This window comes from Microbacterium martis (assembly GCF_047246685.1).
In the GTDB taxonomy this organism is placed as follows: domain Bacteria; phylum Actinomycetota; class Actinomycetes; order Actinomycetales; family Microbacteriaceae; genus Microbacterium.
In genome coordinates, this window is sequence record NZ_JBFOKT010000001.1 from 999,580 (window position 1) to 1,023,418 (window position 23,839).

General features: G+C 70.4%; 22 protein-coding genes and 2 tRNA genes. 13 read left to right on the plus strand and 11 right to left on the minus strand.

The features are described 5' to 3' along the window. The first annotated feature begins 89 nt into the window (after window positions 1-89). From AB3M90_RS04755 to AB3M90_RS04785, 7 genes are all read left to right on the plus strand, one after another. A complete protein-coding gene (locus tag AB3M90_RS04755) occupies window positions 90-863 on the plus strand; it encodes a fumarylacetoacetate hydrolase family protein (RefSeq protein ID WP_412950274.1) in 774 nt (257 codons plus the stop codon). Continuing rightward, window positions 860-2,116, plus strand: coding sequence for an MFS transporter (locus AB3M90_RS04760; protein ID WP_412950275.1), 1,257 nt, complete (start codon window positions 860-862; stop codon window positions 2,114-2,116). Before AB3M90_RS04755 ends, AB3M90_RS04760 begins: the two co-directional genes overlap by 4 nt. Next, window positions 2,113-2,883 (plus strand): class I SAM-dependent methyltransferase, encoded by a 771-nt coding sequence (locus tag AB3M90_RS04765; protein WP_412950276.1) that lies wholly within the window; start codon window positions 2,113-2,115, stop codon window positions 2,881-2,883. The genes AB3M90_RS04760 and AB3M90_RS04765 overlap by 4 nt, the downstream gene beginning before the upstream one ends. Window positions 2,884-2,895: 12 nt before the next feature. After that, a complete protein-coding gene (gene gltX, locus AB3M90_RS04770; RefSeq protein WP_412950277.1) occupies window positions 2,896-4,401 on the plus strand; it encodes a glutamate--tRNA ligase in 1,506 nt (501 codons plus the stop codon). A 93-nt stretch (window positions 4,402-4,494) separates the two neighbouring features. After that, a tRNA-Gln gene (locus AB3M90_RS04775) sits at window positions 4,495-4,566 on the plus strand. Window positions 4,567-4,647: 81 nt separating this feature from the next. Next, entirely contained in the window at window positions 4,648-5,643 is a 996-nt protein-coding gene (locus tag AB3M90_RS04780; protein WP_412950278.1) for an NAD-dependent epimerase/dehydratase family protein, read from the plus strand. A gap of 65 nt (window positions 5,644-5,708) precedes the next feature. Next, window positions 5,709-6,944, plus strand: a complete 1,236-nt coding sequence (locus tag AB3M90_RS04785; RefSeq protein ID WP_412950279.1) for an acyltransferase family protein — start codon at window positions 5,709-5,711, stop codon at window positions 6,942-6,944. Here the strand turns inward: AB3M90_RS04785 and AB3M90_RS04790 are convergent. The 3 genes from AB3M90_RS04790 to AB3M90_RS04800 all read right to left on the minus strand — a co-directional run bounded on the left by AB3M90_RS04790 (window position 6,923) and on the right by AB3M90_RS04800 (window position 9,521). After that, the gene (locus tag AB3M90_RS04790; RefSeq protein WP_412950280.1) at window positions 6,923-7,426 is read right to left on the minus strand and encodes a hypothetical protein; all 504 of its coding nucleotides are present in this window, start codon (window positions 7,424-7,426) and stop codon (window positions 6,923-6,925) included. The two genes, AB3M90_RS04785 and AB3M90_RS04790, sit on opposite strands and share 22 nt — an antisense overlap. Further along, window positions 7,423-8,589 carry an ATP-binding protein gene (locus tag AB3M90_RS04795; protein WP_412950281.1) on the minus strand — a complete coding sequence of 389 codons (1,167 nt, stop codon included), beginning with the start codon at window positions 8,587-8,589 and terminating at the stop codon, window positions 7,423-7,425. Before AB3M90_RS04795 ends, AB3M90_RS04790 begins: the two co-directional genes overlap by 4 nt. 257 nt (window positions 8,590-8,846) lie before the next feature. Next, on the minus strand, window positions 8,847-9,521 hold the full coding sequence (locus tag AB3M90_RS04800) for a response regulator (protein ID WP_412950282.1): 675 nt from the start codon (window positions 9,519-9,521) through the stop codon (window positions 8,847-8,849). A 112-nt stretch (window positions 9,522-9,633) separates the two neighbouring features. Between AB3M90_RS04800 and AB3M90_RS04805 the strand changes: the two genes are divergently transcribed. The 3 genes from AB3M90_RS04805 to pepN all read left to right on the plus strand — a co-directional run bounded on the left by AB3M90_RS04805 (window position 9,634) and on the right by pepN (window position 14,120). Beyond that, complete coding sequence (locus tag AB3M90_RS04805; protein WP_412950284.1) at window positions 9,634-10,404, plus strand: SGNH/GDSL hydrolase family protein; 771 nt, start codon at window positions 9,634-9,636, stop codon at window positions 10,402-10,404. 184 nt (window positions 10,405-10,588) lie between these two features. Further along, a complete protein-coding gene (locus AB3M90_RS04810) occupies window positions 10,589-11,599 on the plus strand; it encodes a DNA topoisomerase IB (protein WP_412950286.1) in 1,011 nt (336 codons plus the stop codon). Between the two features lie 37 nt (window positions 11,600-11,636). Then, window positions 11,637-14,120: an aminopeptidase N gene (pepN, locus tag AB3M90_RS04815; RefSeq protein ID WP_412950288.1), complete on the plus strand. Its 2,484-nt coding sequence runs from the start codon at window positions 11,637-11,639 to the stop codon at window positions 14,118-14,120. Between the two features lie 12 nt (window positions 14,121-14,132). Here the strand turns inward: pepN and AB3M90_RS04820 are convergent, their stop codons facing one another. After that, complete coding sequence (locus tag AB3M90_RS04820; protein ID WP_412950289.1) at window positions 14,133-14,771, minus strand: MBL fold metallo-hydrolase; 639 nt, start codon at window positions 14,769-14,771, stop codon at window positions 14,133-14,135. Between the two features lie 150 nt (window positions 14,772-14,921). Here AB3M90_RS04820 and AB3M90_RS04825 point away from each other — a divergent pair. Next, a tRNA-Glu gene (locus tag AB3M90_RS04825) sits at window positions 14,922-14,994 on the plus strand. Between the two features lie 256 nt (window positions 14,995-15,250). Here AB3M90_RS04825 and AB3M90_RS04830 read toward each other — a convergent pair. The 4 genes from AB3M90_RS04830 to AB3M90_RS04845 all read right to left on the minus strand — a co-directional run bounded on the left by AB3M90_RS04830 (window position 15,251) and on the right by AB3M90_RS04845 (window position 18,820). Beyond that, window positions 15,251-16,522 carry an MFS transporter gene (locus AB3M90_RS04830; protein ID WP_412950291.1) on the minus strand — a complete coding sequence of 424 codons (1,272 nt, stop codon included), beginning with the start codon at window positions 16,520-16,522 and terminating at the stop codon, window positions 15,251-15,253. Further along, a complete protein-coding gene (locus AB3M90_RS04835; RefSeq protein WP_412950292.1) occupies window positions 16,522-17,070 on the minus strand; it encodes an ArsR/SmtB family transcription factor in 549 nt (182 codons plus the stop codon). The genes AB3M90_RS04830 and AB3M90_RS04835 overlap by 1 nt, the downstream gene beginning before the upstream one ends. An 86-nt stretch (window positions 17,071-17,156) precedes the next feature. Further along, window positions 17,157-18,266 (minus strand): DUF4349 domain-containing protein, encoded by a 1,110-nt coding sequence (locus tag AB3M90_RS04840; RefSeq protein ID WP_412950295.1) that lies wholly within the window; start codon window positions 18,264-18,266, stop codon window positions 17,157-17,159. Further along, window positions 18,263-18,820 carry an RNA polymerase sigma factor gene (locus AB3M90_RS04845; protein ID WP_412950297.1) on the minus strand — a complete coding sequence of 186 codons (558 nt, stop codon included), beginning with the start codon at window positions 18,818-18,820 and terminating at the stop codon, window positions 18,263-18,265. Before AB3M90_RS04845 ends, AB3M90_RS04840 begins: the two co-directional genes overlap by 4 nt. Window positions 18,821-18,929: 109 nt before the next feature. Here AB3M90_RS04845 and AB3M90_RS04850 point away from each other — a divergent pair, with 109 nt between their 5' ends. Then, a complete protein-coding gene (locus tag AB3M90_RS04850; RefSeq protein ID WP_412950299.1) occupies window positions 18,930-19,934 on the plus strand; it encodes a TerC/Alx family metal homeostasis membrane protein in 1,005 nt (334 codons plus the stop codon). A gap of 30 nt (window positions 19,935-19,964) precedes the next feature. On the opposite strand, the gene AB3M90_RS04855 is transcribed toward AB3M90_RS04850, so the two are convergent. Continuing rightward, the gene (locus AB3M90_RS04855; protein WP_412950301.1) at window positions 19,965-20,552 is read right to left on the minus strand and encodes an LON peptidase substrate-binding domain-containing protein; all 588 of its coding nucleotides are present in this window, start codon (window positions 20,550-20,552) and stop codon (window positions 19,965-19,967) included. A 36-nt stretch (window positions 20,553-20,588) separates the two neighbouring features. Between AB3M90_RS04855 and AB3M90_RS04860 the strand changes: the two genes are divergently transcribed. Continuing rightward, window positions 20,589-21,086 (plus strand): DUF427 domain-containing protein, encoded by a 498-nt coding sequence (locus AB3M90_RS04860; RefSeq protein ID WP_412950302.1) that lies wholly within the window; start codon window positions 20,589-20,591, stop codon window positions 21,084-21,086. A 16-nt stretch (window positions 21,087-21,102) separates the two neighbouring features. Here the strand turns inward: AB3M90_RS04860 and AB3M90_RS04865 are convergent, their stop codons facing one another. Together AB3M90_RS04865 and AB3M90_RS04870 are read right to left on the minus strand one after the other, a co-directional pair. Next, window positions 21,103-22,416, minus strand: a complete 1,314-nt coding sequence (locus AB3M90_RS04865) for an LLM class flavin-dependent oxidoreductase (RefSeq protein ID WP_412950304.1) — start codon at window positions 22,414-22,416, stop codon at window positions 21,103-21,105. Continuing rightward, a complete protein-coding gene (locus tag AB3M90_RS04870; RefSeq protein WP_412950305.1) occupies window positions 22,413-23,744 on the minus strand; it encodes an O-acetylhomoserine aminocarboxypropyltransferase/cysteine synthase family protein in 1,332 nt (443 codons plus the stop codon). Before AB3M90_RS04870 ends, AB3M90_RS04865 begins: the two co-directional genes overlap by 4 nt. Window positions 23,745-23,839: the final 95 nt, after the last annotated feature.

A 23,839-nucleotide genomic window follows, 5' to 3' on the forward strand; every position in this document is an offset into this window, starting at 1 on the left:
CCCTACTGACGTCAGCAGCGCGGGGTGTCGACGCTTGGGCGGGGTCTCGACGGATGGAGGCGACAGAGGCGGCTGGCTAAGCTGGACGCATGAAGATCGCCCGGTTCAGCCACGACGACGCCATCATGTACGGGATCATCGACGGGACCGATCTCGTCGTCCTCGCCGGCGACCCGATGTTCTCCGGATACGAGACGACCGGTGCGCGGGTGCCGCTCGCGGATGCCGCGCTCCTCGCGCCGGTCATCCCACGTTCGAAGGTCGTCTGCGTCGGCAAGAACTATCACGACCACGCGGCGGAGATGGGGGGAGTGGCGCCCGAGGAGCCTCTGCTCTTCCTCAAGCCGAACACGGCGGTCATCGGCCCGGGCGACGCGATCGTGCGCCCCGCGCTGTCGGATCGCACCGAGTACGAGGGCGAGCTCGTGGCGGTGATCGGCAAGATCACCAAGAACGTGAAGGCCGAGAACGCGCTCGATCACGTGCTCGGATACACGATCGGCAATGACGTCACCGCGCGCGACCTCCAGCGCAAAGACGGTCAGTGGTCGCGGGCGAAGGGCTTCGACACGTTCTGCCCGCTCGGACCGGTCATCGAGACCGACTTCGACCCGGCGACGGCGACGATCGAGACGCGCGTGAACGGCGAGGTGCGCCAGCAGGCCCCTCTCACCGACATGATCCACTCCGTGCCCGCGATCATCGAGTACGCCTCGGCGGTCTTCACGCTGCTCCCCGGTGACGTCATCATGACGGGCACCCCGGCGGGTGTCGGCGAGTTCGTCGCCGGTGACGTCGTCGAGGTCGAGATCTCCGGACTCGGAATCCTCCGCAACACCGCGCGCGACGCAGCCGGGTCATGACCGACGTCGCCCTCACGGCGGCGCAGCAGGCGGCGGTCCAGCGGCGCACCGTGGTGGTGCTCTCCCTGGGGCAGGTGCTCGGAGGGATCGCCTTCGGTGCGACGGTCTCGTTGGGTGCGCTGCTCGCGGCGGACATCTCCGGCAGCGATGCGCTGTCGGGTCTGGCCACCGCATCGGTCACGATGGGGGCGGCCGTGTGCGCCATCCCGCTCGCCCGCCTCGCCGGGCGGGTCGGTCGCCGTCGCGCCCTCACCCTCGGCAATCTGTTCGCCCTGATCGGCATCACCGTGGTCATCCTCGCGGCGTCGGTCCGGGTGTTCCCGCTGCTGCTGGCCGGCATCCTCCTGATCGGGGCGGGCAACGCGGGCAATCTGCAGTCGCGCTTCGCCGCGACCGATCTCGCCGCGGCCGAGCACCGAGGCAGGGACCTCTCGATCGTCGTCTGGTCGACGACGATCGGCGGCGTAGCCGGGCCGCTGCTCCTCGCGCCGGGGGAGATCGTCGGGCAGGCGATCGGGATGCCGCCGCAGACGGGGTCCTACGCGTTCTCGTTCGTCGCGCAGTGCGCGGCGCTCGCGCTGTATCTCATCGCGCTGCGGCCTGATCCGCTGCTGGCCGCCCAGCGGCTCGCCCGTGCGGCCGCCGCGGCGACGGGCCTCGTCGTCGTCGACCGCCCGCGCGTCGCGCGCTATGCGATCTTCGCGGTCGCCGGCTCGCACGTGGTCATGGCGTCGGTCATGGCAATGACGCCCGTGCACCTGTCACACATGGCGCACGGCGCGCACGGCATGGCTCCCACACCCGCCGACGTCTCGGCGTTGGTCGGGGTGACCATCGCCTTGCACGTGGGCGGGATGTACGCCCTGTCGCCGGTGTTCGGCGTGCTGGCCGACCGCTGGGGGCGGCTGCGCGTCGTGCTGCTCGGTCAGGCGCTGCTCGCGGGCGCCCTCGCCTTCGCGGTCTTCGCGGGGAACGAGCCCGCGGGGGTCGTCGTCGCGCTGATCCTGCTGGGCCTGGGGTGGAGCGCGGCGACGGTCGCGGGAGCCGCTCTGCTCACCGAGGCGTCCGCGCCCGACGTCCGCACCCGCCGGCAGGGACGAAGCGACTCCCTCATGAGCCTGTCGGCTGCGGCCGGGTCGGTGCTCGCCGGCGTCGTGCTGTCGAACTTCCAGTACGCGGGACTCGGCGTGGCGGCATCCGTGCTGGTGCTCGCCGTGGTGCTGCTGTCGCCGTTCGGGCGGATGCGCGCGTGAAGTCGTGGACGGGGGTCGGCGGCGCGTACGCGGAATCGTACGCGGAGCTCTGTGCCGGCACGGTCGACGTCCTGATCGACCTGCTCGGCGATCCCGCCGGGCGGCGCCTCATCGACGTCGGATCGGGCACGGGAGATCTCGCGGCGCGTCTTGCGGATGCCGGGTGGCAGGCGTCGGGCTGCGAACCGGAGCCGACGATGCGCGCCGTCTCGGCGCACCGTCACCCCGATCTGCCGGTCGTCGACGGCGGACTCCCGGCGCTCCCGTTCGCGCCGGGCTCGTTCGAGGTCGCGACGGCGAACTTTGTCCTCAACCATGTCGATGACCCGCGTCTCAGTGCCCGAGGGATGGCTGAGGTGGTCGCACCGAGAGGACTGCTCGCCGCGAGCTGCTGGACGGTGTCTCCCTCGTGGTTCTGGCGCGACGTGCGCGAACGCGCGGGTGTCGGTCCGGGGTCCGAGCAGCGGATCCATCCGGACAAGGACTTCGCTCGTACGGGTGACGGATTCCGTCGCATGCTGACGGAGGGCGACTGGGAGGACGTGGAGGTCTCGGAGTCGACCTGGACGTGGAGGATCGACGCCGACCGGCTCTGGAGGTCCGCCGAGGGTGGCGTGGCATCCGCCGGTCAGTTCTACCTCGGACTCGATGCGGAGGAACGACGCCGATTCGGCCGCGCCTTCGATGCGGTGTGCGCCGAGTACGAGGCCGACGGCGCGTTGGCGCTCGAGCACACGGCGGCGGTCGCGGTCGGCCGTGCGGCCTAGAATCGAAGGGCTATGGCTACCCCTCATCCTCAGACCACGACCGCCAGTGGTGCCGACGTCCGCGTCCGTTTCTGCCCGTCGCCGACCGGTCTGCCCCACGTCGGTCTCGTGCGTACCGCCCTGTTCAACTGGGCCTACGCGCGCCACAACGGCGGCAAGCTGGTGTTCCGCATCGAAGACACCGACGCCGCGCGCGACAGCGAGGAGAGCTACCGTCAGCTGCTCGACGCGCTGACCTGGCTCGAGATCGACTGGGATGAGGGCGTCGAGGTCGGCGGTCCGCACGCCCCCTACCGCCAATCGGAGCGCCACGACATCTACCGCGGCGTCATCGACAGGCTGCTCGCCACGGGCGCGCTGTACGAGAGCTATTCGACGGCGGAGGAGATCGACGCCCGCAACGAGGCCAACGGCCGCGCGAAGCAGCTGGGCTACGACAACTTCGACCGCGACCTCACCGACGAGCAGAAGGCCGCGTTCCGGGCCGAGGGCCGCCAGCCCGCGCTGCGACTGCGCGTGCCCGACGAAGACCTCACTTATGTCGATCTCATCCGCGGCGAGGTGACGTTCCCGGCAGGGTCGTTCCCCGACTTCGTGGTGGTGCGCCCCAACGGCATCCCGCTGTACACGTTCGTCAACCCCGTCGACGATGCCCTCATGGGCATCACCCATGTGCTGCGCGGCGAAGACCTCATGCCGTCGACGGCCCGTCAGCTCTCGCTGTACGCGGCGCTCATCGACGCCGGGGTGACGACCTTCGTGCCGCGCTTCGCGCACATGCCGCTGGTGCTGGGGGAGACCGGCACCAAGAAGCTGTCGAAGCGCGATCCTCAGGCCGACCTGTTCCTGCACCGCGAGCGCGGGTTCATCCACGAGGGACTCCTGAACTACCTCGCTCTGCTCGGGTGGTCGATCGGGCCCGATCGCGACGTGTTCTCGCTCGACGAGTTCACGGAGGCGTTCGACATCACGAACGTGAACCCCAACCCCGCGCGCTTCGATCAGAAGAAGGCCGAGTCGATCAACGGCGACCACATCCGGATGCTCGACACCAAGGACTTCGCGGAGCGGACCGTGCCGTACCTCGCCGCGGCGGGCCTCTTCGACGAGCCGTCGCACGAGCAGCTCGTGACCGCCTTCCGCGTCGCGCCGCTGGTGCAGGAACGCGTGCAGCTGCTGGGCGACGTCCCGGGAATGGTCGGCTTCCTCTTCGCCGAGGAGGTGTCGTACGACGCCGACGCTTTGAAGGGTCTCCCGGCGAACGCCGGCGAGGTGCTGCAGGCGTGCGTCACGGCGCTCGAGCCCGTCGACGAGTTCACACCGGAGAAGATCCAGGATGCTCTCGCCACGGCCCTCGTCGAGAACCTCGAGCTGAAGCCGCGCGTCGCCTACGGCCCGCCGCGCGTCGCGATCACCGGCCGGCGCGTGTCGCCGCCGCTGTTCGAGTCGATGGAGCTGCTCGGCAAGGACGAGTCGCTGCGGCGGCTGCGCGGGCTCGCCGAGGTCCTCGCGAGCTGACGCGCCCGGGCGTCTCGGCGCGCTCGGCGTTTTGGCGTTCCGGGCCGCGCTCGGGTAGGCTGGACTCTCGGTGCGAGGCCGCGGTTTCGCCCTTGGGGTATGGTGTAATTGGCAACACGGCTGATTCTGGTTCAGTTGTTCTTGGTTCGAGTCCAGGTACCCCAGCAAGATGAAAACCCCCGCTGAGACGGGGGTTTCGTCGTTTCTCGGCGCGAGGATGCTCCGCGTCGATGCCAGAATGGCGTGATGACGACGAAGCGGATCCTGTTCATCGGCGGCACCGGAGTCATCAGCACCGGATGCGTGTCCCGGGCGCTCCAGGCGGGGCACGACGTGAGCGTGCTCAACCGCGGCAGCACCGGCATCCGACCCTTGCCCGACGGCGCGCGATCGATCGTGGCGGACGTGCGCGACGCGGAGGGGACGCGCGAGGCTCTCGATGCCGTAGACGGCGACTTCGACGTGGTCGCCGACTTCCTCTCGTACACGACCGATCACGTGCGGACGAGCATGGAGCTCTTCGAGGGTCGGACAGGGCAGTACGTCTTCATCAGCTCCGCCTCGGCGTATCAGAAGCCGCCGTCACGGCTGCCCGTGACCGAGTCGACGCCGCTGCGCAATCCGTACTCCGCGTACGCGCGCGACAAGATCGCCTGCGAAGATCTCCTGGTCGGCGCCTACCGCGACCGCGGGTTCCCCGCGACGATCGTGCGCCCCTCCCACACCTACGACGAGACGTCGGTCCCCACCCTCGGCGGATGGACCGACATCGCGCGCATGCGAGCGGGGAAGCCGGTGATCGTGCAGGGCGACGGCACGAGTCTGTGGGCGATCACGCACGTGCGTGACTTCGCGGTCGGCTTCGTCGGTCTCCTGGGACTGCCGGCGGCCGTGGGCGACGTCTTCCACCTCACCGGCGACCACACGCCCACCTGGAACCAGATCTACAGCTGGATGGGCGGTGCCGCCGGCGTCGAGCCCGACCTCGTCCATGTCGCGTCCGAGACGATCGCGGACGTGCACCCCGACTGGGCCGCCGGACTCCTCGGCGACCGGACGCACTCGATGGTCTTCGACAACAGCAAGATCAAGGCCCTCGTGCCGGACTTCCGGACCACGGTCACGTTCGACGAGGGCGCCCGCGAGATCATCGCGTGGTACGACGCGCACCCGGAGCGGCAGATCATCGATCCGGCCGCGGATGCCGCGTTCGAGCGGGTCCTCGCCCTGCCACGGCGCTGACCCCGCGACCGGACTGCGACCTGCCGGGCACCTGACCCGTGCAGACGACGACCATCGTCGTCGTCATGACGATCTCGTTCCGCTCCGCCGCACCTCTTTACGCTCCCTCTTCCGCTCGGCGCATCCCGGCGTTGCAAGGCCTGCGCGGGGCGGCGTTCCTCGGCGTGCTGCGCTTCCACACCGGCGTCCTCGCGGGCGGGTTCCTCGGGGTCGATCTGTTCTTCGTGCTGTCGGGATACCTCATCACCGGTCTTCTCCTGCGCGAAGCGTCTCAGACGGGTTCCGTGGCGTTGATCGCGTTCTGGGGTCGCCGGTGTCGGCGCCTCCTGCCCGCCCTGGTGCTCATGCTGGTCGTCGTCACCCTGGTTGTCTGCATCATCGGGGCGAAGGACCTCCTGCGCACCGCCCTCGGCGACGGGCCGTGGGTCCAGGCCAACCTGCTCAACTGGCACCTGCTCGCCGAATCGGCGAGCTACTGGGACGACTTCGGCGACGTGCGGGTGTTCGAACATCTGTGGAGCATCGCCGTCGAGGAGCAGTTCTACCTGGTCTGGCCCCTGGTCGTGTTCGTCGTCGCGCGGTGGACGCGCCGTCCGGATGCCGCGGTGCTGGTGATCGCCGGAGCCGGCGCGGTGGCCTCGGTGCTGGCGATGGCTTTGCTCACCGACCCTTCCGATCCCACACGTGCCTACACGGGAACCGACACCCGGGCGTTCGCCTTGCTGCTCGGTGCCGTCGCCGTCACCGGTCCCGTGCGACGCCGCATCGGCGCTCTGGCGGATCGAATGGGGAATCTGGGTCGCGACGTGACCCTGGTGCTCCTGATCTCCGTCGTCGTCGCGTCGTGGCTGCTGGTCGACGGCACCGATTCGACGTGGCTCTACCCCGGAGGACTGCTGGCGCATTCGGCCGTCGCCGCGCTTCTCATCGCCCTGCTCGCCCAGAGCGGGCGCCGCGGGCCCGGCCGTCTGCTCGAGTTCCCGCCGGTGCAGCTGATCGGCGATCTCTCGTACAGCCTCTACCTCTGGCATTGGCCCGTCATCGTCGTGCTCTCGTGGGCCGTGCCCCGACTCGACGGGTGGGCGCTGACGCTCGTCACCGGTGCCGTGTCGTTCGTCGCAGCCCTGGCGAGCCGGAGCGTCATCGAGGATCGCGTGCGATTCCGCGCGACCTGGGCCCGCGGACGCTCCGGCCTGCTCGCGCTCATCCTCCTCATGGCCGCCCTCGCCCTGTTCTGGGTGGTCGTGCCGCAGCCCGCGGGCCCGGTGATCGACGTGGATCAGCTCGGGTCGGCGCGCTGATCGATCACGGGGCACGACCGGTCCGCGTCGGCGCCCGGAGGCGCCTGAGTGAAGTCGAGCCGCACGGTCGTGTCCGGTGTACCGCCGCTCTGCACGTGGACGCCGATCGCAGTACAGACGAGCTGGTCGATGCCGCGGGGAGTGACTTCGTCGAACGCCAGCGGCAGGACCAGCCTGATCGCACCGTCCTCGGGCACGACGACGACCCGGGTGACGGCGACGTCGGGAAGCGCGGTGCTGTACGCGTCGGCCTGGCCCGCGCCCGTGAGCAGCAACCCGAGTGCTTCGGAGACGGTGCCGAGGCGCCCCGTGTCTCTCACCTCGGGTCGCAGATCGCCCTCACGATCGTAGAAGTACAGGGACGGGCCGTCAGCCATGCCGGTGGGCGCCTGCGCCGCATCCGACACCTCTGCCGGCCGGATGCCGCAGCCGGTCACCAGCAGCGTCGCGGCGAGCACCGTCGCGAAGATCGATCGCCTCATCCGTCCTCCGGATCCTGGGGGAGTGTCAGCACGAAGCGGGCGCCGCCCCCGGCACGGTTCCCCGCCGCGATGTCACCGCCGTGGAGCCGCGCGTTCTCGCGCGCGAGCGCCAGTCCGAGGCCGCTGCCGGTGCTGCGCGCACGCGCTGCGTCGGCCTTGAAGAAGCGGTCGAAGATGTGGGGGAGGACGTCGGCGGGCAGGCCCGGGCCGCGGTCGGCGACCTCGAGCGAGATGACTCCGTCTCGATGCGACAGCGTGACCTCGACATCGGTGCCGCCGTGTCGCAGCGCATTCCCGACGAGGTTCGCCACGATCACATCGACGCGCCGACGGTCGATGCGCGCGCGCAGCCGGTGCGGCGCCACGATCCGGACCGCGTCGAGCAGGCCGCGTGCATCGAGCGTCCGTCGGACGGCCTCGACAACATCGACGTCCTCCCGACGAAGTTCGGCGCTTCCCGCGTCGAAGCGCGACACCTCCATCAGATCCTCGACCAGGCGCACCAGACGGCTGGTCTCGGCGACGGCCAGCTCGGCGGATTCGCGCCCCTCGGAGTCCGTCTGGGCGGCCGAGTCGCGCAGCACCTCCATGACCGCGGTGAGCGTGCTGAGAGGCGTGCGCAGTTCGTGCGAGACATCTGCGGCGAAGCGCCTCGCGTCGGCCTGCATCCTCTGCACCGCGTCCGCCATCTCGTTCACCGAAGTCGTGAGGTCCCCGATCTCATCGTCGCCGGTCGGCTGCGATCGGGCCTCGAGATCTCCGGCGGCCAGTCGCCGCGTGGTCTCGCCCAGTCGGCGCAGGGGCCGCAGCACGCTGCCGGCGGTGAGGAGAGCGAGCACCACGGCGACGGGAAGGGAGATCATGGAGACCACGGCGGCGCTTCGCATCGACGCGCCGACCTCGCGGTCCACCCCCGCCAGATCGACGGCGGTGTAGACCTCGACGCCCGACGGGGAGCGGCTGCCGTCGACCGTGGTGACCATGACGGGTGTGCCGATGACGAGCCACGGCACCCCGTGGTGGACCACGCGCTCCGTCATCAGACGCTGCCGGTCGGTGACGGCTGCCCGCAGGCCGATGCTCACGAGTGCGCTGATCTCACCGCCGGCGGACGACCGACCGTCGAAGGTCACCAGCGTATGCGGCCCGACGAGGCGACGCATCAGGTCGAGCTGAGGCTGATCGGGAGGGAGACCGATCTGAGGAGCGGATGCTGATCGGGAGGGAGACCGATCTGAGGAGCGGATGCGGCGATCGTCGCCGCGGTCGTCTCGACCAGACGCTCCTCGGTCGACTCGACCAGGGCGTTCCCGGCCAGGGGCAGCTGCGGTCCAGGCGGCGACGCCCGCTGCGATGACGGCCACGATCACGACGGTCGAGACCAATCGCGTGCGCAGCCCTCGGAACCGGGATACCGCCCTCACAGAGGCCCGAACCGATAACCGAACCCGCGCACCGTCTGCACATAGCGGGGAGCGGACGGGGTGTCTTCGATCTTCGCCCGCAACCGCTGCACTCCGTTGTCGACGAGACGCGAATCGCCCAGGTAGTCGTGCTCCCAGACGAGCTCCAGCAGCTGCTGCCGGCTGAACACCTGTGCCGGCGATCGGGAGAGCACCAGCAGCAACCGCAGCTCGGTGGGCGTCAGGTCGATCACCGATCCGCGGAGCGTGACCGTGAGTGCGGTCGTGTCGATGCGCAGGTCGCCGAGGGTGCGCACTCCCTCGTCCGAGAGGGGACTGCGACGGAGCACCGCGCGGATTCGCGCATCGAGCACGGTGGGCTGGACCGGCTTGATCACGTAGTCGTCCGCGCCGGCTTCGAGGCCGCTGACGATGTCGAAGTCGTCGCCTCGCGCCGACATCACGATCACCGGGACCGTGCTCTTCTCGCGGATCCGGCGGCACACGTGGATCCCGTCGATCCCCGGCAGCATCAGGTCGAGGACGACGAGATCGGGCGCGGAGGACTCGAAGGCCTCGAGACCCTGCTCGCCACTCTCCACGGAACGCAGTGTGTGCCCGTGTCGGGCGAGTGCGAGCTCGAATCCGCGCCGGATCATCGCGTCGTCTTCGATGAGCAGGAGATCGGGCATGCTTCCAGTATGTGCGGACGCCTGCGTCGTGCCGCGGTCTGGGCAGCGGTCTGCGACACGTTCGCGACACGACGACGGTCGGACCGCGACGACGTCGCGCGAGCCTCGAAGCATGAAGATCACACGCACTCTCAGCGGTTTCGCCGCCCTCCTGCTCCTTCCTCCCCTCCTGATGGCGTGCACTCCGTCGCGATCGGCAGCACCCGAGAGTGCGGCGCCGGCGAGCGCCGCGGGCGAGTCCGACATCTCGCCCGTCGTGCTCCTCGGCGACTCGATCTCCGTCGGATTGTCCGCCCCGCTCACCGAGGCCTTCGCGGCGAGCGGGAACCGCTTCCGATCCCTGGCGTCCGATGGGGGCGGCAATGTCACCGGACCTTTCTCCGAAAAGGTGTGGGAGCAGCTCCCCGCTCAGCTGACGGAGGCGGAACCCGGTCTGGTCGTCTACCAGATCACCTCCTACGACTGGGGGACCGAGGCCGAGCAGCGAGAGGCCTACCGGCGACTCGTCGACCTCGTCGCATCCCTCGGCGCCCGACTGGTGTTCGTCACGCCCCCGCCGCTCCGAGCCGACGACTTCTACGAGCCGCACCTCGACGAGCTGCAGCGCACCGCGGCAGTGGCGGCCGACGTCGCCGACGCCTCGGACGGCGTGGCCCGCCTGCTCGACGCGGTCGACGTCTGGGGGCAGGAGTACCAGCAGGAACGCGACGGCGTCGCCGATCGCAGCAGCGACGGCGTCCACGTGTGCCCGCAGGGCGCCGCCCGCTACACCGTGTGGCTGCTCGACGAGATCGCGTCCGAGCACTCGGACTTCACTCCCGCTCCCGTGGAGGAGTGGGCGAACACCGGGTGGTCGTCCGACGAGGGCTTCCGCGGCTGCTGACGGCGCGTCGCCTGAATCGAGCGGGTCGCGCCGGCCGGCCACGCCAGACCGTGCCACGCGAGGCCGCTACCACGCCGGGCACCCCCGCGCCACTCCCTTCCTCGAGACGCGAACTCTCGGCATCGTCGAGACGAGCTGCCGGCAGACGCCGCGTCAGCCGCGCACGACAGAGGGGATACGACGCATGGCGGCAGTGACGCGGGTGGTGCCCGGCGAGGACCCCGGATTCCGGCGCGTGCGGTCCGGATCGGGCTTCCGTTTCGTCGATCAGGCGAACGACCCGGTGCCCGAGGCCGATCGGGAGCGCATCCGCGACCTCGTCATCCCCCCGGCATGGACCGACGTCTGGATCGCGGCCGACCCCCTCGCCCACATCCAGGCGGTGGGGATCGACGGCGAGGGCCGCAAGCAGTACCTGTACCATCCGCTGTGGCGCGCCTCGCGCGACAAGAAGAAGTTCACCCGGGCGCTCGAGCTCGCCGCCGCCCTCCCGGGCGCGCGGGCGCAGGTCACCCGCGCGCTGCGCCAGGAGGGGCAGACCAAGGAGCGAGCCCTCGCGATCGCCTTCCGACTGCTCGACGACGCCGCCATCCGCATCGGGTCGGAGCGGTACCTCGTTCGCCACGGCAGTCGCGGCCTCACCACCCTGCGCCGACGCGATGTGCGGGTGGACGGCAGCTCCGTCGCCCTGTCGTTCCCGGCGAAGAGCGGGCGCATCGCCTCGATCGAGGTGACCGACGAGGCGCTCGCCGACGCCCTCACCGACTTCGCCGCGGGCTCCCCGAAGGCGTTCCTGCTCGCCTACCGCCGCAAGCGTCGGCGCGTTCGTCTGCAGCCGGCGGAGGTGAACGCCTATCTCCGCAGGATCACCGGCGCTTCGTTCTCGGCCAAGGATTTCCGGACCCTTCACGGCACGATCATCGCGGCCGACGCGCTCGCCCGCATCGGCACGCTCGACACCCGCTCCGAGCGGAACAGGGCCGAGCGTCTCGCGGTGCAGGCGGCCGCGACGGCGCTCGGCAACACCACGGCCGTGGCTCGCGGAAGCTACATCGATCCGCGGGTCTTCCGCCTCTACGCCCGCGGTCACACGCTCGACCTCTCGGTCTCGCCCGAGACGGCCATCCGAGGCCTGCTGGGCGGACCGCGGAAGGCGCGCAAGGCGGATCGGCGGAAGGTGTCGGCGGCCGCCTGACCCCCGGCATCCGACGACCGGGTGGAAGGATGGATCCATGGACACCGCCAACCTCAGCCGACACGAGACGGCCGCGCGATCCGCGGCCGTCACCGTGCGCAGCATCCGCGTCGAACTCGACCTGACCGGGGCGCCCGAGCGCGCGCGCAGTGGCTTTCCCACGACGACCACGCTCGACTTCGACGCGACCGTCGACGCGACCTGGCTGGACTTCATCGGCGAGGAGGTGCTCGCGGTGGTGGTCAACGGCGAGGAGCGCGAGATCGACTACGACGGGGCGCGCATCGCGCTCACCGGTCTCGCCGCGATGAACACGGTGCGCATCGAAGCGGTGGGCGCCTACAGCCGGTCGGGTGAGGGGCTGCACCGCTTCCACGATCCGGCTGACGACGAGACGTACCTGTACACCCAGTACGAGCCGGCCGACGCCCGCCGGGTCATGGCCTGCTTCGAGCAGCCCGACATGAAGGCGGCGTACACCTTCGTGGTCGACGCTCCCGCCGGCTGGGAGGTGCTGTCGAACCAGGCGCCCTCGCGGATCGACAACGGCCTGGGCGTGCAGCGCGTGGAGTTCGCCCCGACGCTCCCGATCTCCAGCTACATCACCGCCGTCGCCGCAGGCCCGTACACCCGGGTGGAGGGGGAGTGGCGGCGCGATGAGCAGCGGGTCCCTCTCGGCGTCTTCGTGCGCCGCTCGCTGGCCCACCACCTCGATGCCGACGAGATCCTCGAGGTGACCCGTCAGGGGCTCGACTTCTTCACCGACGCGTTCGCCTTCCCCTATCCGTGGGGCAAGTACGATCAGATCTTCGTGCCGGAGTACAATCTGGGCGCGATGGAGAACCCCGGGCTCGTCACCTTCACCGAGGCTCACATCTCGCGCGGAGCGTCGACCGAAGCGCAGCGGGCGGCGCGGGCGAACACCATCCTGCACGAGATGGCGCACATGTGGTTCGGCGACCTCGTCACCATGAGGTGGTGGGACGACCTGTGGCTGAAGGAGTCGTTCGCCGACTACATGGGTGCTCATGCCTCAGCGGTCGCCACGCGCTTCCACGACGCCTGGGTGACCTTCGCGGGCAAGCGAAAGAGCTGGGCGTACACGCAGGATCAGCTCCCGACGACGCATCCGATCGTCGCCGACATCCCCGACCTCGAGGCGGCGAAGCTGAACTTCGACGGCATCACCTACGCCAAGGGCGCCGCCGTGCTCAAGCAGCTGGTCGCGTTCGTCGGCGACGATGCGTTCTTCGAGGGTGGGCGGCGGTACTTCGCCGCGAACGCCTTCGGCAACACCACTCTCGACGACTTCCTCGTCGAGCTGAGCGCGGTGTCGGACCGCGACATGCGCGACTGGTCCGCGGCCTGGCTGCAGACCTCGGGCGTCTCGACGCTGCGGCTCGAGATCGATGAGGGCCGCGCCGCCGTCGTGCAGTCGGATCCGCGGCCGCACCGCCTGCGCATCGGGTCGTACGACCTCGTCGACGGACGGATCCGCCGGCGCGATCAGGTCGAGCTCGACATCGTCGGCGAGCGGACCGAGCTCGACCTGCCCGACGCCGACCTCGTGCTCCTCAACGACGACGACCTCACCTATGCCAAAGCGCTGCTCGACGAGCGCTCGCTTCGCACCGTCGAGGCTTCCCTCTCCGCCGTCGAGGATCCGCTGGCCCGCGCCCTCGTCTGGTCGGCGCTGTGGAACGCCACGCGCGACGGCGACATCGACGTCGCCCGCTACCTCGCGATCGTTCGTGCGCACGCGCCGGCGGAGGGCAACGGCGGACTGCTCTCGGCGACGCTCGTGAACGCCGCCTACGCACTGCAGCACTTCGTCGACGATGCGCGACGGCCCGTCGAGCAGCGGGCGTGGACGGATGCGACCTGGCAGGCGCTGCACTCGGCGGACGCCGGCAGCGATGCGCAGCTCTCCTGGGCGAGGGCCTTCGCGGGCGCGTCGGCGTTCGACGACAGCCGGGGGGAGGAGGTGCGGGGGATCCTCGACGGCCGCGTTCCCGAGGGGCTCGTGGTCGACCCCGACCTGCGGTGGCAGTTCCTCACGGCGCTGGTCACCACGGGGCAGGCCGACGCCGACGACGTCGCTGCAGAACTCGAGCGCGACGACACGGGAAGCGGACGATCCGCCGCACGGGGAGCGCTGGCCGCTCGACCCGATCCCGCCGTGCGGGCGGCCGCCTGGACGGCGGCCTGGACCGACGAATCCCTCACCAACGACCACCTCGACGCCGAGATCGCCGGTTTCCGCGCCGGCGGGCGACGCGATCTCGTGGAACGGTTCGACGAGGACTACTTCCTCCGGATCAGAGGCGCGTGGGAGTCGCGGAGCATCGAGCTGGCGCGCCGCCTCGTCGTGGGCCTGTTCCCCGAGAGCGGGTCTCTCGATCTCGTCGACGCCTGGCTGGAGGGGAATCGGGATGCTGCGCCGGCCCTGCGACGGCTGGTGATCGAACAGCGGGACCACCTGTCCAGGTCTCTGCGCCTGCGCGGCGGCGCCGGTCGCTGATCGGAGGATGCCTCAGAGGTCGACGCCGTCGCCGGGCTCGAGGGCGAGGAACTCGCCGCCGCCCTGCTCGGTCGCCCACTGCAGGCGCTGTCGATGCATGTTCCGGCCGATGACCGACAGGGTCATGTCATGCGTGCCGAACGCCCGGCGCGGAGCGACGGCGAGGACGTAGTCCATGGCGTCGCCGATCTTCAGCCACGGCGCACCGAGCGGCGCGGCGAGCGTGCGGACCTCCACGCCCTCCGGCACGGCATAGGAGTCGCCCGGGTAATAGAGCTCGTCGTCGACGAGCACGCCGACGTTGTCGACGACCGGCAGGGACGAGTGGATGACCTCGTGCGTGCCGCCGAAGAACCGGAGGGTGAAGCCGCCGGCGGTCACCGTGTCTCCGGGCGCGACGACGGTGATGTCGTACCCCTCGGCGGCGCGGGCCACGCCCGACGGGGCGAAGATCGGCGTGCCGGGCGCGTCGCGGAGGATGCGGTCGAGATGGTCCGGCGTCCAGTGATCGGGGTGCTCGTGGGTCAGCACCACTCCGACGAGCCCGGCGAGCCCGGTGAGGGGGGTGGTGAAGGAGCCCGGATCGATCAGCAGGGTCTCGTCGTTGCGGTCGATGCGGAGTGTGGCATGTTCGAACTTCGTCAGGCGCATGACACGAGTCAACTCCTTCGAACGTCGCGCGGCAAACGGTTCCTCCCGGCGCCACGCCCGGGAACGCGGCGGGCTCGGCTCGATTTGGCGGAGCCTTTATCGCCATGGCATACTTGAACGGTTGTCGCGGGACGGAAACGCTCCCCAGACGGCCCCATCGTATAGCGGCCTAGTACGCCGCCCTCTCACGGCGGTAACGCGGGTTCGAATCCCGCTGGGGTCACACGACATCAGGAAGCCCCCGGTCCGCCGGGGGCTTCCGTCGTTCCGGGTGAGGATCCGAGCGCCTCGGTCGTCGCGACACGAGCGACGGCGCCCGTCAGCCGCAGCGCGACCCTGTGTGCCGAGGAGCGCGAGGAACAAACCCACCTGCTGCGCGAACGACCAGACGAAGGCGATGTCGGGGATGCCGGACAGCTCCTGTCCCACCCCGTATCCGCCCACCGGCACCGGCTCGATGCCGAGCAGGCCTCCGATGATCAGGAAGCGCAGCGGCGGCACGGCTCGTGCCGACGACTCTCTTGTCGGAGCGACATCCGCCGGAACGTGCGACTGCTCAGGGGCACCGCCATGACTCCGAGCATCGCGAGGCCGTAGAGCGCGAAGGGGACCCATAAGGCCGTCGCAGAGGCGAGGGCGCCGAAACCCGCCATCGCGAGGGGCATCAGGCAGTCGTCGCCGAGGCGCGTGATCGAGCTCATCCGCCCGAGGTAGGCGGTGTCGACGGTAGCCGAGAACGTAGCGCTGAGGAGCACCGAGGCGTAGCCGGCCGTCGCACCGACGACGAACGCCGAGAGCGACACCGTCCAGACCCACCCGAATCCCAGCGCGACGATCGCGGCGCCCTGCACCACGAGCGCGCCGAAGCCGGCGCGGGCCTCGTGTCGCGGCCGCCACCGCGCGACCGACACCGCTCCGAGGGCCGCCCCGAGGCCGAGCAGAGCCTCGAACAGACCGACGGCGGGCGCGCCCCAGCCCTCGTCGTGCGCGCGGAGCGCCAGACCGATCCCCACCGCGGGACCGACGGCGAGGTTCAGCCCCGACAGCGCGAGCACCAGCGTCCGCGTCGTGAGGTGGGTGGAGAGATGGCCGAAGCCACGGGCGATGCCGCGCAGCGCGTGCTCCTTCTCGGCGCGAGCGAGACGATATCGGGGGCGCAGCCAGATGGCGATGAAGGCCACCACGGTGGCGAAGGTCAGCGCGTTCACCGATGCGCTCCCCGCGAGGCCCGCGTGCGCCACGATCACGCCTCCGACGGCGGCGCCGCCCATCGTTCCCAGTCGCGAGGCCGTCTGCGCGGCCGCGCCATAGGCGGGAAGGTCGGCGGGGCGCACGAGCTGCCGCGCCATCGTGCCTGCGGACGGCTCGTAGAACGCGTCGCACACGCCGAACGCGATCGCGGCCGACAGCAGCACGCCGGCTGTCGGCGGTGTCGCGAGAACCCAGATCGTCGCTGCGACGAGGACTCCGACGCGGACGACGTTGCAGACCAGCATCACACGCCGCGCGTCGGCACGATCGGCGAGCACGCCCCCGAACAGCAGTACGGCGGCGCGGGGAACCGTGCCCGCGGCCACGATGAGTCCGGCGACCGCGGGTGAGGCGATCTGCACCGCCGTCCAGGCCAGCGCGATCGTCCACAGCGCGTCGCCGGCGTCGGACACCGCCTTGACCCCGATCCACGCGTGCACACGACGGTCACGGCGGAACGGCGGAGGCTCGACCAGCAGGACGGGTTCGGCGACGGCCATCAGGGCACGCTCGGGAAGGCGTGGGTGAAGAGGAACACCGGTGTGCGATCGCGGCCGTCATCGGTGTCGATCGAGGCCTGCCACTCGCGTACCGCGCTTTGCAGGCGGTCCGACAGGTCGTTCAGCTCCTCCGGGGTCGCCCACGCGGTGGTGTCGCTGCTGTAGCCGTCGTAGTCGGCGTAGGCGGGGTCGGCGCGGTTGCGATGCCATCGCTGCAGTCGCTCGAACTGCAGACGGATGCCCTGTCGCTGCGCCTCCCGGGCCAGGAGCGCGTCGGCCGGGGAGTCGGCGAAGTCGTCGGTCGACCAGCTGAGTCCCCGCCGCTCGGCGCGCCACCAGCTGGTGCGCCCGTCGCCGTCGTGATCGGGAACGCGCTCGACGACGCCGGCGCGTTCCAGCATCCGCAGATGGTGGCTGATGCTGCCGACCTGACTCTCGAGGGCGCGGGCGAGCGTGGTCACCTTCGACGTGCCGTACAGCAGCAGGTAATCGTAGATGCGTCGGCGCAGCGGATGGTGCACGGCCGTGATCACGGAGATGTCTTCCACGACGAGAACGCTAGGCCGGGGATGGCCATCTCACAAGAGTTCTTGTATATCCGGGAATCCCGCGGCTCTCGGGCGTCGAGCCGACGTCACTCGGTGGGGTCGCGCGGCTCCCTCGTCGTCGCGGCCGCCGGTGCCGTGCGGCCGCGTCGCGAACGACGGATCAGCCACACGACGGCGATGAGGAGTGCCGCGATCGCGAGCCAGGGGAGGACGAATCCGACGGCGACGACCAGCGCGTTGAGCGAGACCACGAGACCGTTCCACCCGGCGAGCAGGCCGTCGCCGAACCCCGCCGGATCAGCGGACGTCGGCGCGGCGGCGCGAGTGAGCTCGACCTGCAGCGTCGACATCTCGATCTGATCCTCGAGCGCGGCGAGCTGCTGCTCCCACGACTCGAGCTGGGCCTGACGGTCGGTCAGCGCCACCTCGGCCTCGATCAGGTCCGACACCGAGGCCGACTGCGCCATGAGCTCGGTGAGACGCGTCACCGATGCGCGCGTGGCCTCGACCCGCGCGCGCAGGTCGATCGCGGTCGCCGTCACGTCCTGTCGCGAGATCGATGAGGAGATGACGTCGCCGGTGTCGTCGAGCTCGTCGATCACCTCGGCGAGCTCGGCCGACGGGACGCGGATGCTGACCCATCCCGTACCCGCGGTCGACGGCACAGGCTCCGAGGTGGCGTCGACGACGGGCACGGCGCCGATCTCGGTGCTCTCGACATAGCCGCCGCGCTCCTCGGCGAGGGCCGACACCGCCGCCGCGGCATCCGTGATGCTGGTCACCTGCACGCTCGCGCGCGCCGTGGCGACGACCTCGCGATCGGCGGCGCCGGCGTCGCCGCCCACGAGGGCGGGGGCGTCGGCGATCTCCTGCGATGAGCCATCCGGCAGCTGGACGACGCTGCGATCGGGCGCGAGCGCGCTCGAGTCCACCGCACTGCCGCCCCCATCCGCCGCCGTCATCGAAGAGCCGTCGACCGCAGTGAGGATCGGGGGAGTCACCAGAACCCCCAGAGCGAAGGCGGCGGCGATGCCCACGCCCGTCAGCCAGCGCCGTCGACGTGTGCGCGCACGTGTCGCGACAGATCGCGCCCCCGGGCGTTCGTCGCTGATCGCGGCGAAGACCGAGTCCTCGATGCGATCGATGGTCTGCTGCGAGAGCTCGGGAAGCCCTCGGCCGGTGTCCTGGTCGTTCATGCGTCTCTCCTTTCCCTCACGGTGCTGCGCAGACGACTGCGCACTCGGGAGAGACGATTCCGAACGACGGCGTGACTCACGCCCAGCTCCTGCGCGGCCGCCTCGTAGGCGTAGCCCTCCGCGGCGCACAGCCGGAAGATCTCCCGGTCGAGCTCGCCCAGCGTGCCCACCGCCGCGGCGATCCGCTCCGCCAGGTCGGCGGTGATGACCTGCTCCTCCACGCTGACCGTGTCGACGAGCTCGTCATCCCCGGCATCGATGGTGTGCGCCTGGTCGCGGCGGCGCTGACGCAGACGGTTGGCGGCCTGGAGCCGGCAGATGGTCGCCAGCCAGGGGAGGATCGATGCGCCCTGCAGCTCGAGCATCGGAAGCTTCCGCCATGCGACGACGAACGTCTCCTGGGTCACGTCCTCGGCGTCGGCCGGCGAGGCGAGGATGCCGTGGGCGATCCAGTAGACCGGTCGCACGTGGGCGCGATACAGCGCGCGGAAGGCGCGCTCGTCTCCCGCCGCGGCCGCCGCGGCCCAGCTCTGATCAGTCGTCAGCTCGGGCATCCTGTTTCCGTTCGGTGTCTCTCACCAGGGAGGTGTCGGCGCAGGCCTCATCGTCTCAGAATCCGCGAGCCGCGTCCGGACGACCTCCGCTCCGGTAGCATTGCACCCCGTGGAAATCCCCCTCTGGTTCGAGATCACCTCGATGGTCGCGCTGTCGATCATCCTGATCGGCGACCTCCTTCTGATCCGGCTGCGCCCGCACATCCCGTCGACGAAGGAATCCACGCTCTGGGTCGTCTTCTACGTCGGTCTTGCCCTGCTGTTCGCGGTGCTGCTCGGCAACGTCGGGGGATGGCGGAACGCGGGCGACTTCATCACGGGCTGGGCGCTGGAGTACAGCCTGTCCATCGACAACCTCTTCGTGTTCGTGCTGATCATGGCCCAGTTCGCGGTGCCGCGACGGCTGCAGCAGCAGGTGCTGATGGTCGGCATCATCATCGCCCTGGTCCTCCGCGGCGCGTTCATCCTCGTGGGCGTCACGATCATCGAGCACTTCTCGCCGATCTTCTACATCTTCGGCGCGTTCCTCGTGTGGACGGCGATCAAGCAGGCCATGCCCGAGGGCGAGCATGAAGACGAGGTCAAGCGCGAGAACTTCGTCGTGCGCCTGCTCCGCCGACGCATCGACATCAGCGAGGGGTACGACGGCGCCAAGCTGCGAACGACCGTCGACGGCAAGCGGATGTTCACCCCGATGGTCATCGTGTTCATCACCATCGGCGTCACCGACCTGATCTTCGCGATCGACTCGATCCCCGCCATCTTCGAGATCACCACGAACGGCTTCCTGGTGTTCGCCGCGAACATCTTCGCGCTGATGGGTCTGCGTCAGCTCTACTTCCTGCTGGGCGATCTCCTCGACCGGCTCCGGTACCTGCACTACGGGATCGCCGTCATCCTCGGATTCATCGGCGTCAAGCTCATCCTGCACGCGCTGCACGTCAACGAGCTGCCCTTCATCAACGGCGGCGAGCACGTCGAGTGGGTGCCCGACATCGACAACATGGTCTCGCTCGGCGTGATCCTCGCGTCGATGACCGTCGCCACCATCGCGAGCCTCATCGCCTCGTCTCGCGAGAAGCGCGCCGCCGGGGCGACGCCGACCGTCGAGTGACGCCGGCGCTCCGCCGCGGTCGGCGGAGCATCACCAGACGAGCTCCGCCTCGAGCGTGAGATCGATCACCTGCCGCAGCAGTCCTCCCGTGGTGGTCGACCGCAGAAGGGCGTACCGGTCGTACTCGCCGAGCGGCGCGATCGCGGCGAGCTGCCAGGCGGCGGCGAGCGGCTCGTCGGAGAGCTCGGTGCGGGCATCCCATCGCGCCTCGGGCGCGCGCGCGAGAGCCCGACGCACGATGGCCTCGGCTTCGGTGCGCAGCGGCGTCAGCGCGTCGTTCCAGGTGAGGTCGGGCAGCGGGGTGATCTCGGCGCGGGGGTAGGGGGCGTCGTCGAACCATTCGTCCACCGAGAAGCGCTCGGTGCCCACCACCACCGCGTGCACGACCTCCGCGCCGGCGGAGACACTGACGAGCCGGGCCATCGTGCCGGTGCCGCTGCGCCGGTCGCCGCCGCCGACCTCGTGTCCGCGCTCGATGAGCACGACGCCGAAGCGCGGATCGTCGTCGTCGAGGAGGCGACCGATCATCGTGAGGTATCGCGGCTCGAACACGCGGAGCGGCAGCGGCGTGTGCGGGAAGAGCACAGAGCCGAGCGGGAACATCGGTCGCGCGGACATGCCCCCAGTCAACACCCCGCGACGTACGCTGAGGAGATGCGCAGACCCCGGCCCTTCGTCCCCGCGGCAGGGCAGGAGTCCGTCTGGGACTACCCGCGACCGCCGCGGGTCGAGCCGGTGCCGAAGCGGGTGACGATTCGTCTGGGCGGTGAGGTCATCGCCGATTCCCGTGATGCCGTTCGCGTGCTCGAGACGAGCCACCCGCCGGTCTACTACCTTCCGCTGGCCGACTTCGCGACGGGTGCGCTCCTCGACGCCACCGGCGCATCGTTCTGCGAGTTCAAGGGCGCCGCCCGGTACTTCGACGTGCGAGGCGGGAGCACGGTGAGACCGGGGGCAGCATGGAACTACCCTCACCCTGAGCCGGGCTTCGACGTCCTGGCCGATCGGGTCGCCGTCTACGCCGGACCGATGGACGAGTGCACGGTCGGGGGAGAGGCGGTCACGCCTCAGCCCGGCGGGTTCTACGGCGGATGGGTGACGTCGTGGGTCGTCGGGCCGTTCAAGGGCGTGCCGGGCTCGCACGGCTGGTGAGCGGGCGTCGAGGCGTTCAGAACGCGCGGAGGTTCGCCTGCAGGCCGCCGTCGACGAAGTCACGACGAAGGATGCCGCGGCGGCGCAGCACGGGCACCAGCTCGTCGAGCGTGCGATGAAGGGTGACCGGATGGAAGTCGCCCCACAGGAGCACGCCGTCGTTCCCCCAGTCGCCGAGCTCGTCGATCAGGTCGGCGAACTCCTCGGCGGTGCCGACGAAGCCGCTGCGGTCCGACATGCGACCGGCGCGGGCGAGAGCGGTCAGGTGCGCGCGCAGCGGCGCGTCCTCCCCGCGGTCGCCCACGAGCCGCTGGATGCTTCCCCGCGAGACGTGCGCTCCGAAGATCGACAGGTCGAGCGGCTGGTCGAGGTCGAGCGACGTCAGGTCGGTCTCGAGGTCGCTGGACTGCTTGCGCGCGATCTGCACGAGAGCCGATTCGTCGGGTTCCCTCGACGCGGCCACGATGCGATCGGCCTCCTCGGCCGACGAGGTGATGACGGGCTGGATGGCGAAGAGGATCGTGATGTCGTCGGGACGGCGTCCCGCCGCCACGGCCGCCTCATGGATCTTCGCCCGGTACGCGCGCACCGAGGCTTCGTGCAGCGGCGCGAGCGCGAGCTGGACGTCGGAGTTCGCCCCCGCGAACCCGAGGCCACGGCCCGAGCCGCCGGGTGACACGATCGCGGGCTCGCCGTCGGTGAACGGGATCGCGTTCAACGGGCCGTCGAACGCGTAGTGCTCGCCACGGTGCCGCACCGGTCGGAGCCGCGACCCGTCGGCGTAGACGCCCGTGTCGCGGTCGGCCACCAGCGCGCCGTCGTCCCAGCTGCGCCAGAGCGAGCGGATGCCGCTCAGCCACTCCTCCGCCCGGTCGTATGCCTCGTCGTGGCCGAGCTGCGGTGCGTCGGAGAAATGACGGGCGCTCCCCGTGTCGGTCACGACGTTCAGTCCGAGGCGATGACCGCTGAGGTGCTGAAGGGTCGAGAACTGCCGCGCCGCGGTGTAGGGGAGGAGTGCGGCCGGGTTGACCGTCGGCACCACGCCGAGATGACGGGTCGCCTGGAAGAGGTAGGGCGCCAGCAGCAGCGGGTCGTGCTTGGGGCCACCGAACGCGTGGCGGATCCGCAGGTCGATCGTCGACGGGGAACCGAGCGAGGGAGCGTCTTCGATGATGACCAGATCGAACCCGGCCTGCTCGAGGGTGCGCGCCGCCTCCTGATAGATACCCGGCGCGGTCCAGTCGTAGTCCCAGTCGAGAGACGGATAGCCCCAGCCCTGCGGCCCGAAGCCGCGGGCGAGGAACCACCCGAAGTGCTGCGGCCGGCTCATGCCGCCGACCCCTGAAGGGGCTCGTGCAGCGTCTCGTCGAGCGGCTGACGCGCGGCGTCGAGTGCCGTGGCCAGGTCGGCGACGAGATCGGCGACGTCTTCGATGCCGATCGAGAGGCGCAGCGTGCCCGGACCGACGCCGAGGATCCGGCGCTCCTCGTCGGTGCGCTGCGCATGGCTGGTCGTTCCCGGATGCAGCACCAGCGACCGCACGTCGCCGATGTGCGTCATGTGCGTGAAGACGCGGACGTGCTCGACGAACCGACGGGCGGCGGCGAGGCCGCCGCGGAGCGTGACAGTGAAGATCGACCCGAAGCCGCCGTCGAGATAGCGCACCGCTGTCGCGTGATCGCGGTGCGACGGCAGGCCCGCGTAGTCGACGCTCTCGACGTCGTCGTGCGCCTCCAGCCAGCGCGCGACCTCGAGTGCGTTGCGCGACTGGCGCTCGACGCGCAGACCCAGGGTCTCGGCGCCCTGTCCGATGAGGAAGGCGTTGAGCGGCGAGGGCGAAGCGCCGAAGCGGGGAGCGACCGATTCGCGGGCGTACGCGATCCGCGCGCGTCCGCCGTGACGAGTCCACAGGCTCGGAGCGCCATCGCGACCCGGCAGCACGAGATGCGGCGCGTTGTGGCCGGCGCGCTCGGCGTCGAAGCGCCCGTCGTCGACGACGACCCCGCCGAGGACCGAGCCGTGCCCCGCGAGGAACTTCGACGCGGAATGCACCACGATCGCGGCGCCGTGCTCGAGCGGACGCAGCAGAGCCGGCGTGGCCAGAGTGTTGTCGACGATCAGCGGGACCGCATGCTCGTCGGCGACGCCGCTGATCGCCGCCACGTCGAGCACATCGTTGCGGGCGTTGGCGAGGGACTCGGCGAAGAAGGCGCGCGTGTTCGGCCGCACCGCACCGCGCCACTCCGCCGGGTCGGCGGAGCGGTCGATGAAGGTGACCTCGATGCCGAGTCGAGCGAGGTTGTCGAGGAAGAGTCCGCGGGTGCCCTCGTAGATGTGGGTCGAGGCGACGATGTGGTCTCCGGCGCCCGCGACGGTGAGCAGAGCGGTCGCGACCGCGGCCTGCCCGCTCGCGACCAGCAGGGCGTCGGCGCCCGACTCGAGCGCGGCCATCTGACGTTCGACGGCGCGCACCGTGGGATTGCCGGTTCGCGTGTACCCGAAACCCGCGCCGGTGCCGAAGTGGTCGGCGGCGTGGTCGAAGTCCTCGAACTCGAACCCGGCCGTGAGGTAGATCGGCGTCGCCCTCGACGCCGCCGACTCGCGTCCCCTGGCAGCGTGCACCGCGCGGGTGGCGAAGCGGGCGGAGTCGACGGTCATACGTATGCCTTCCAGGTCGTTGCGGTGAGCATCAGAGTGTCACGCGGCGTCGGCGCGTGTCTCAGCGGTGGTAATCTGACGTCATGCGGACCGTG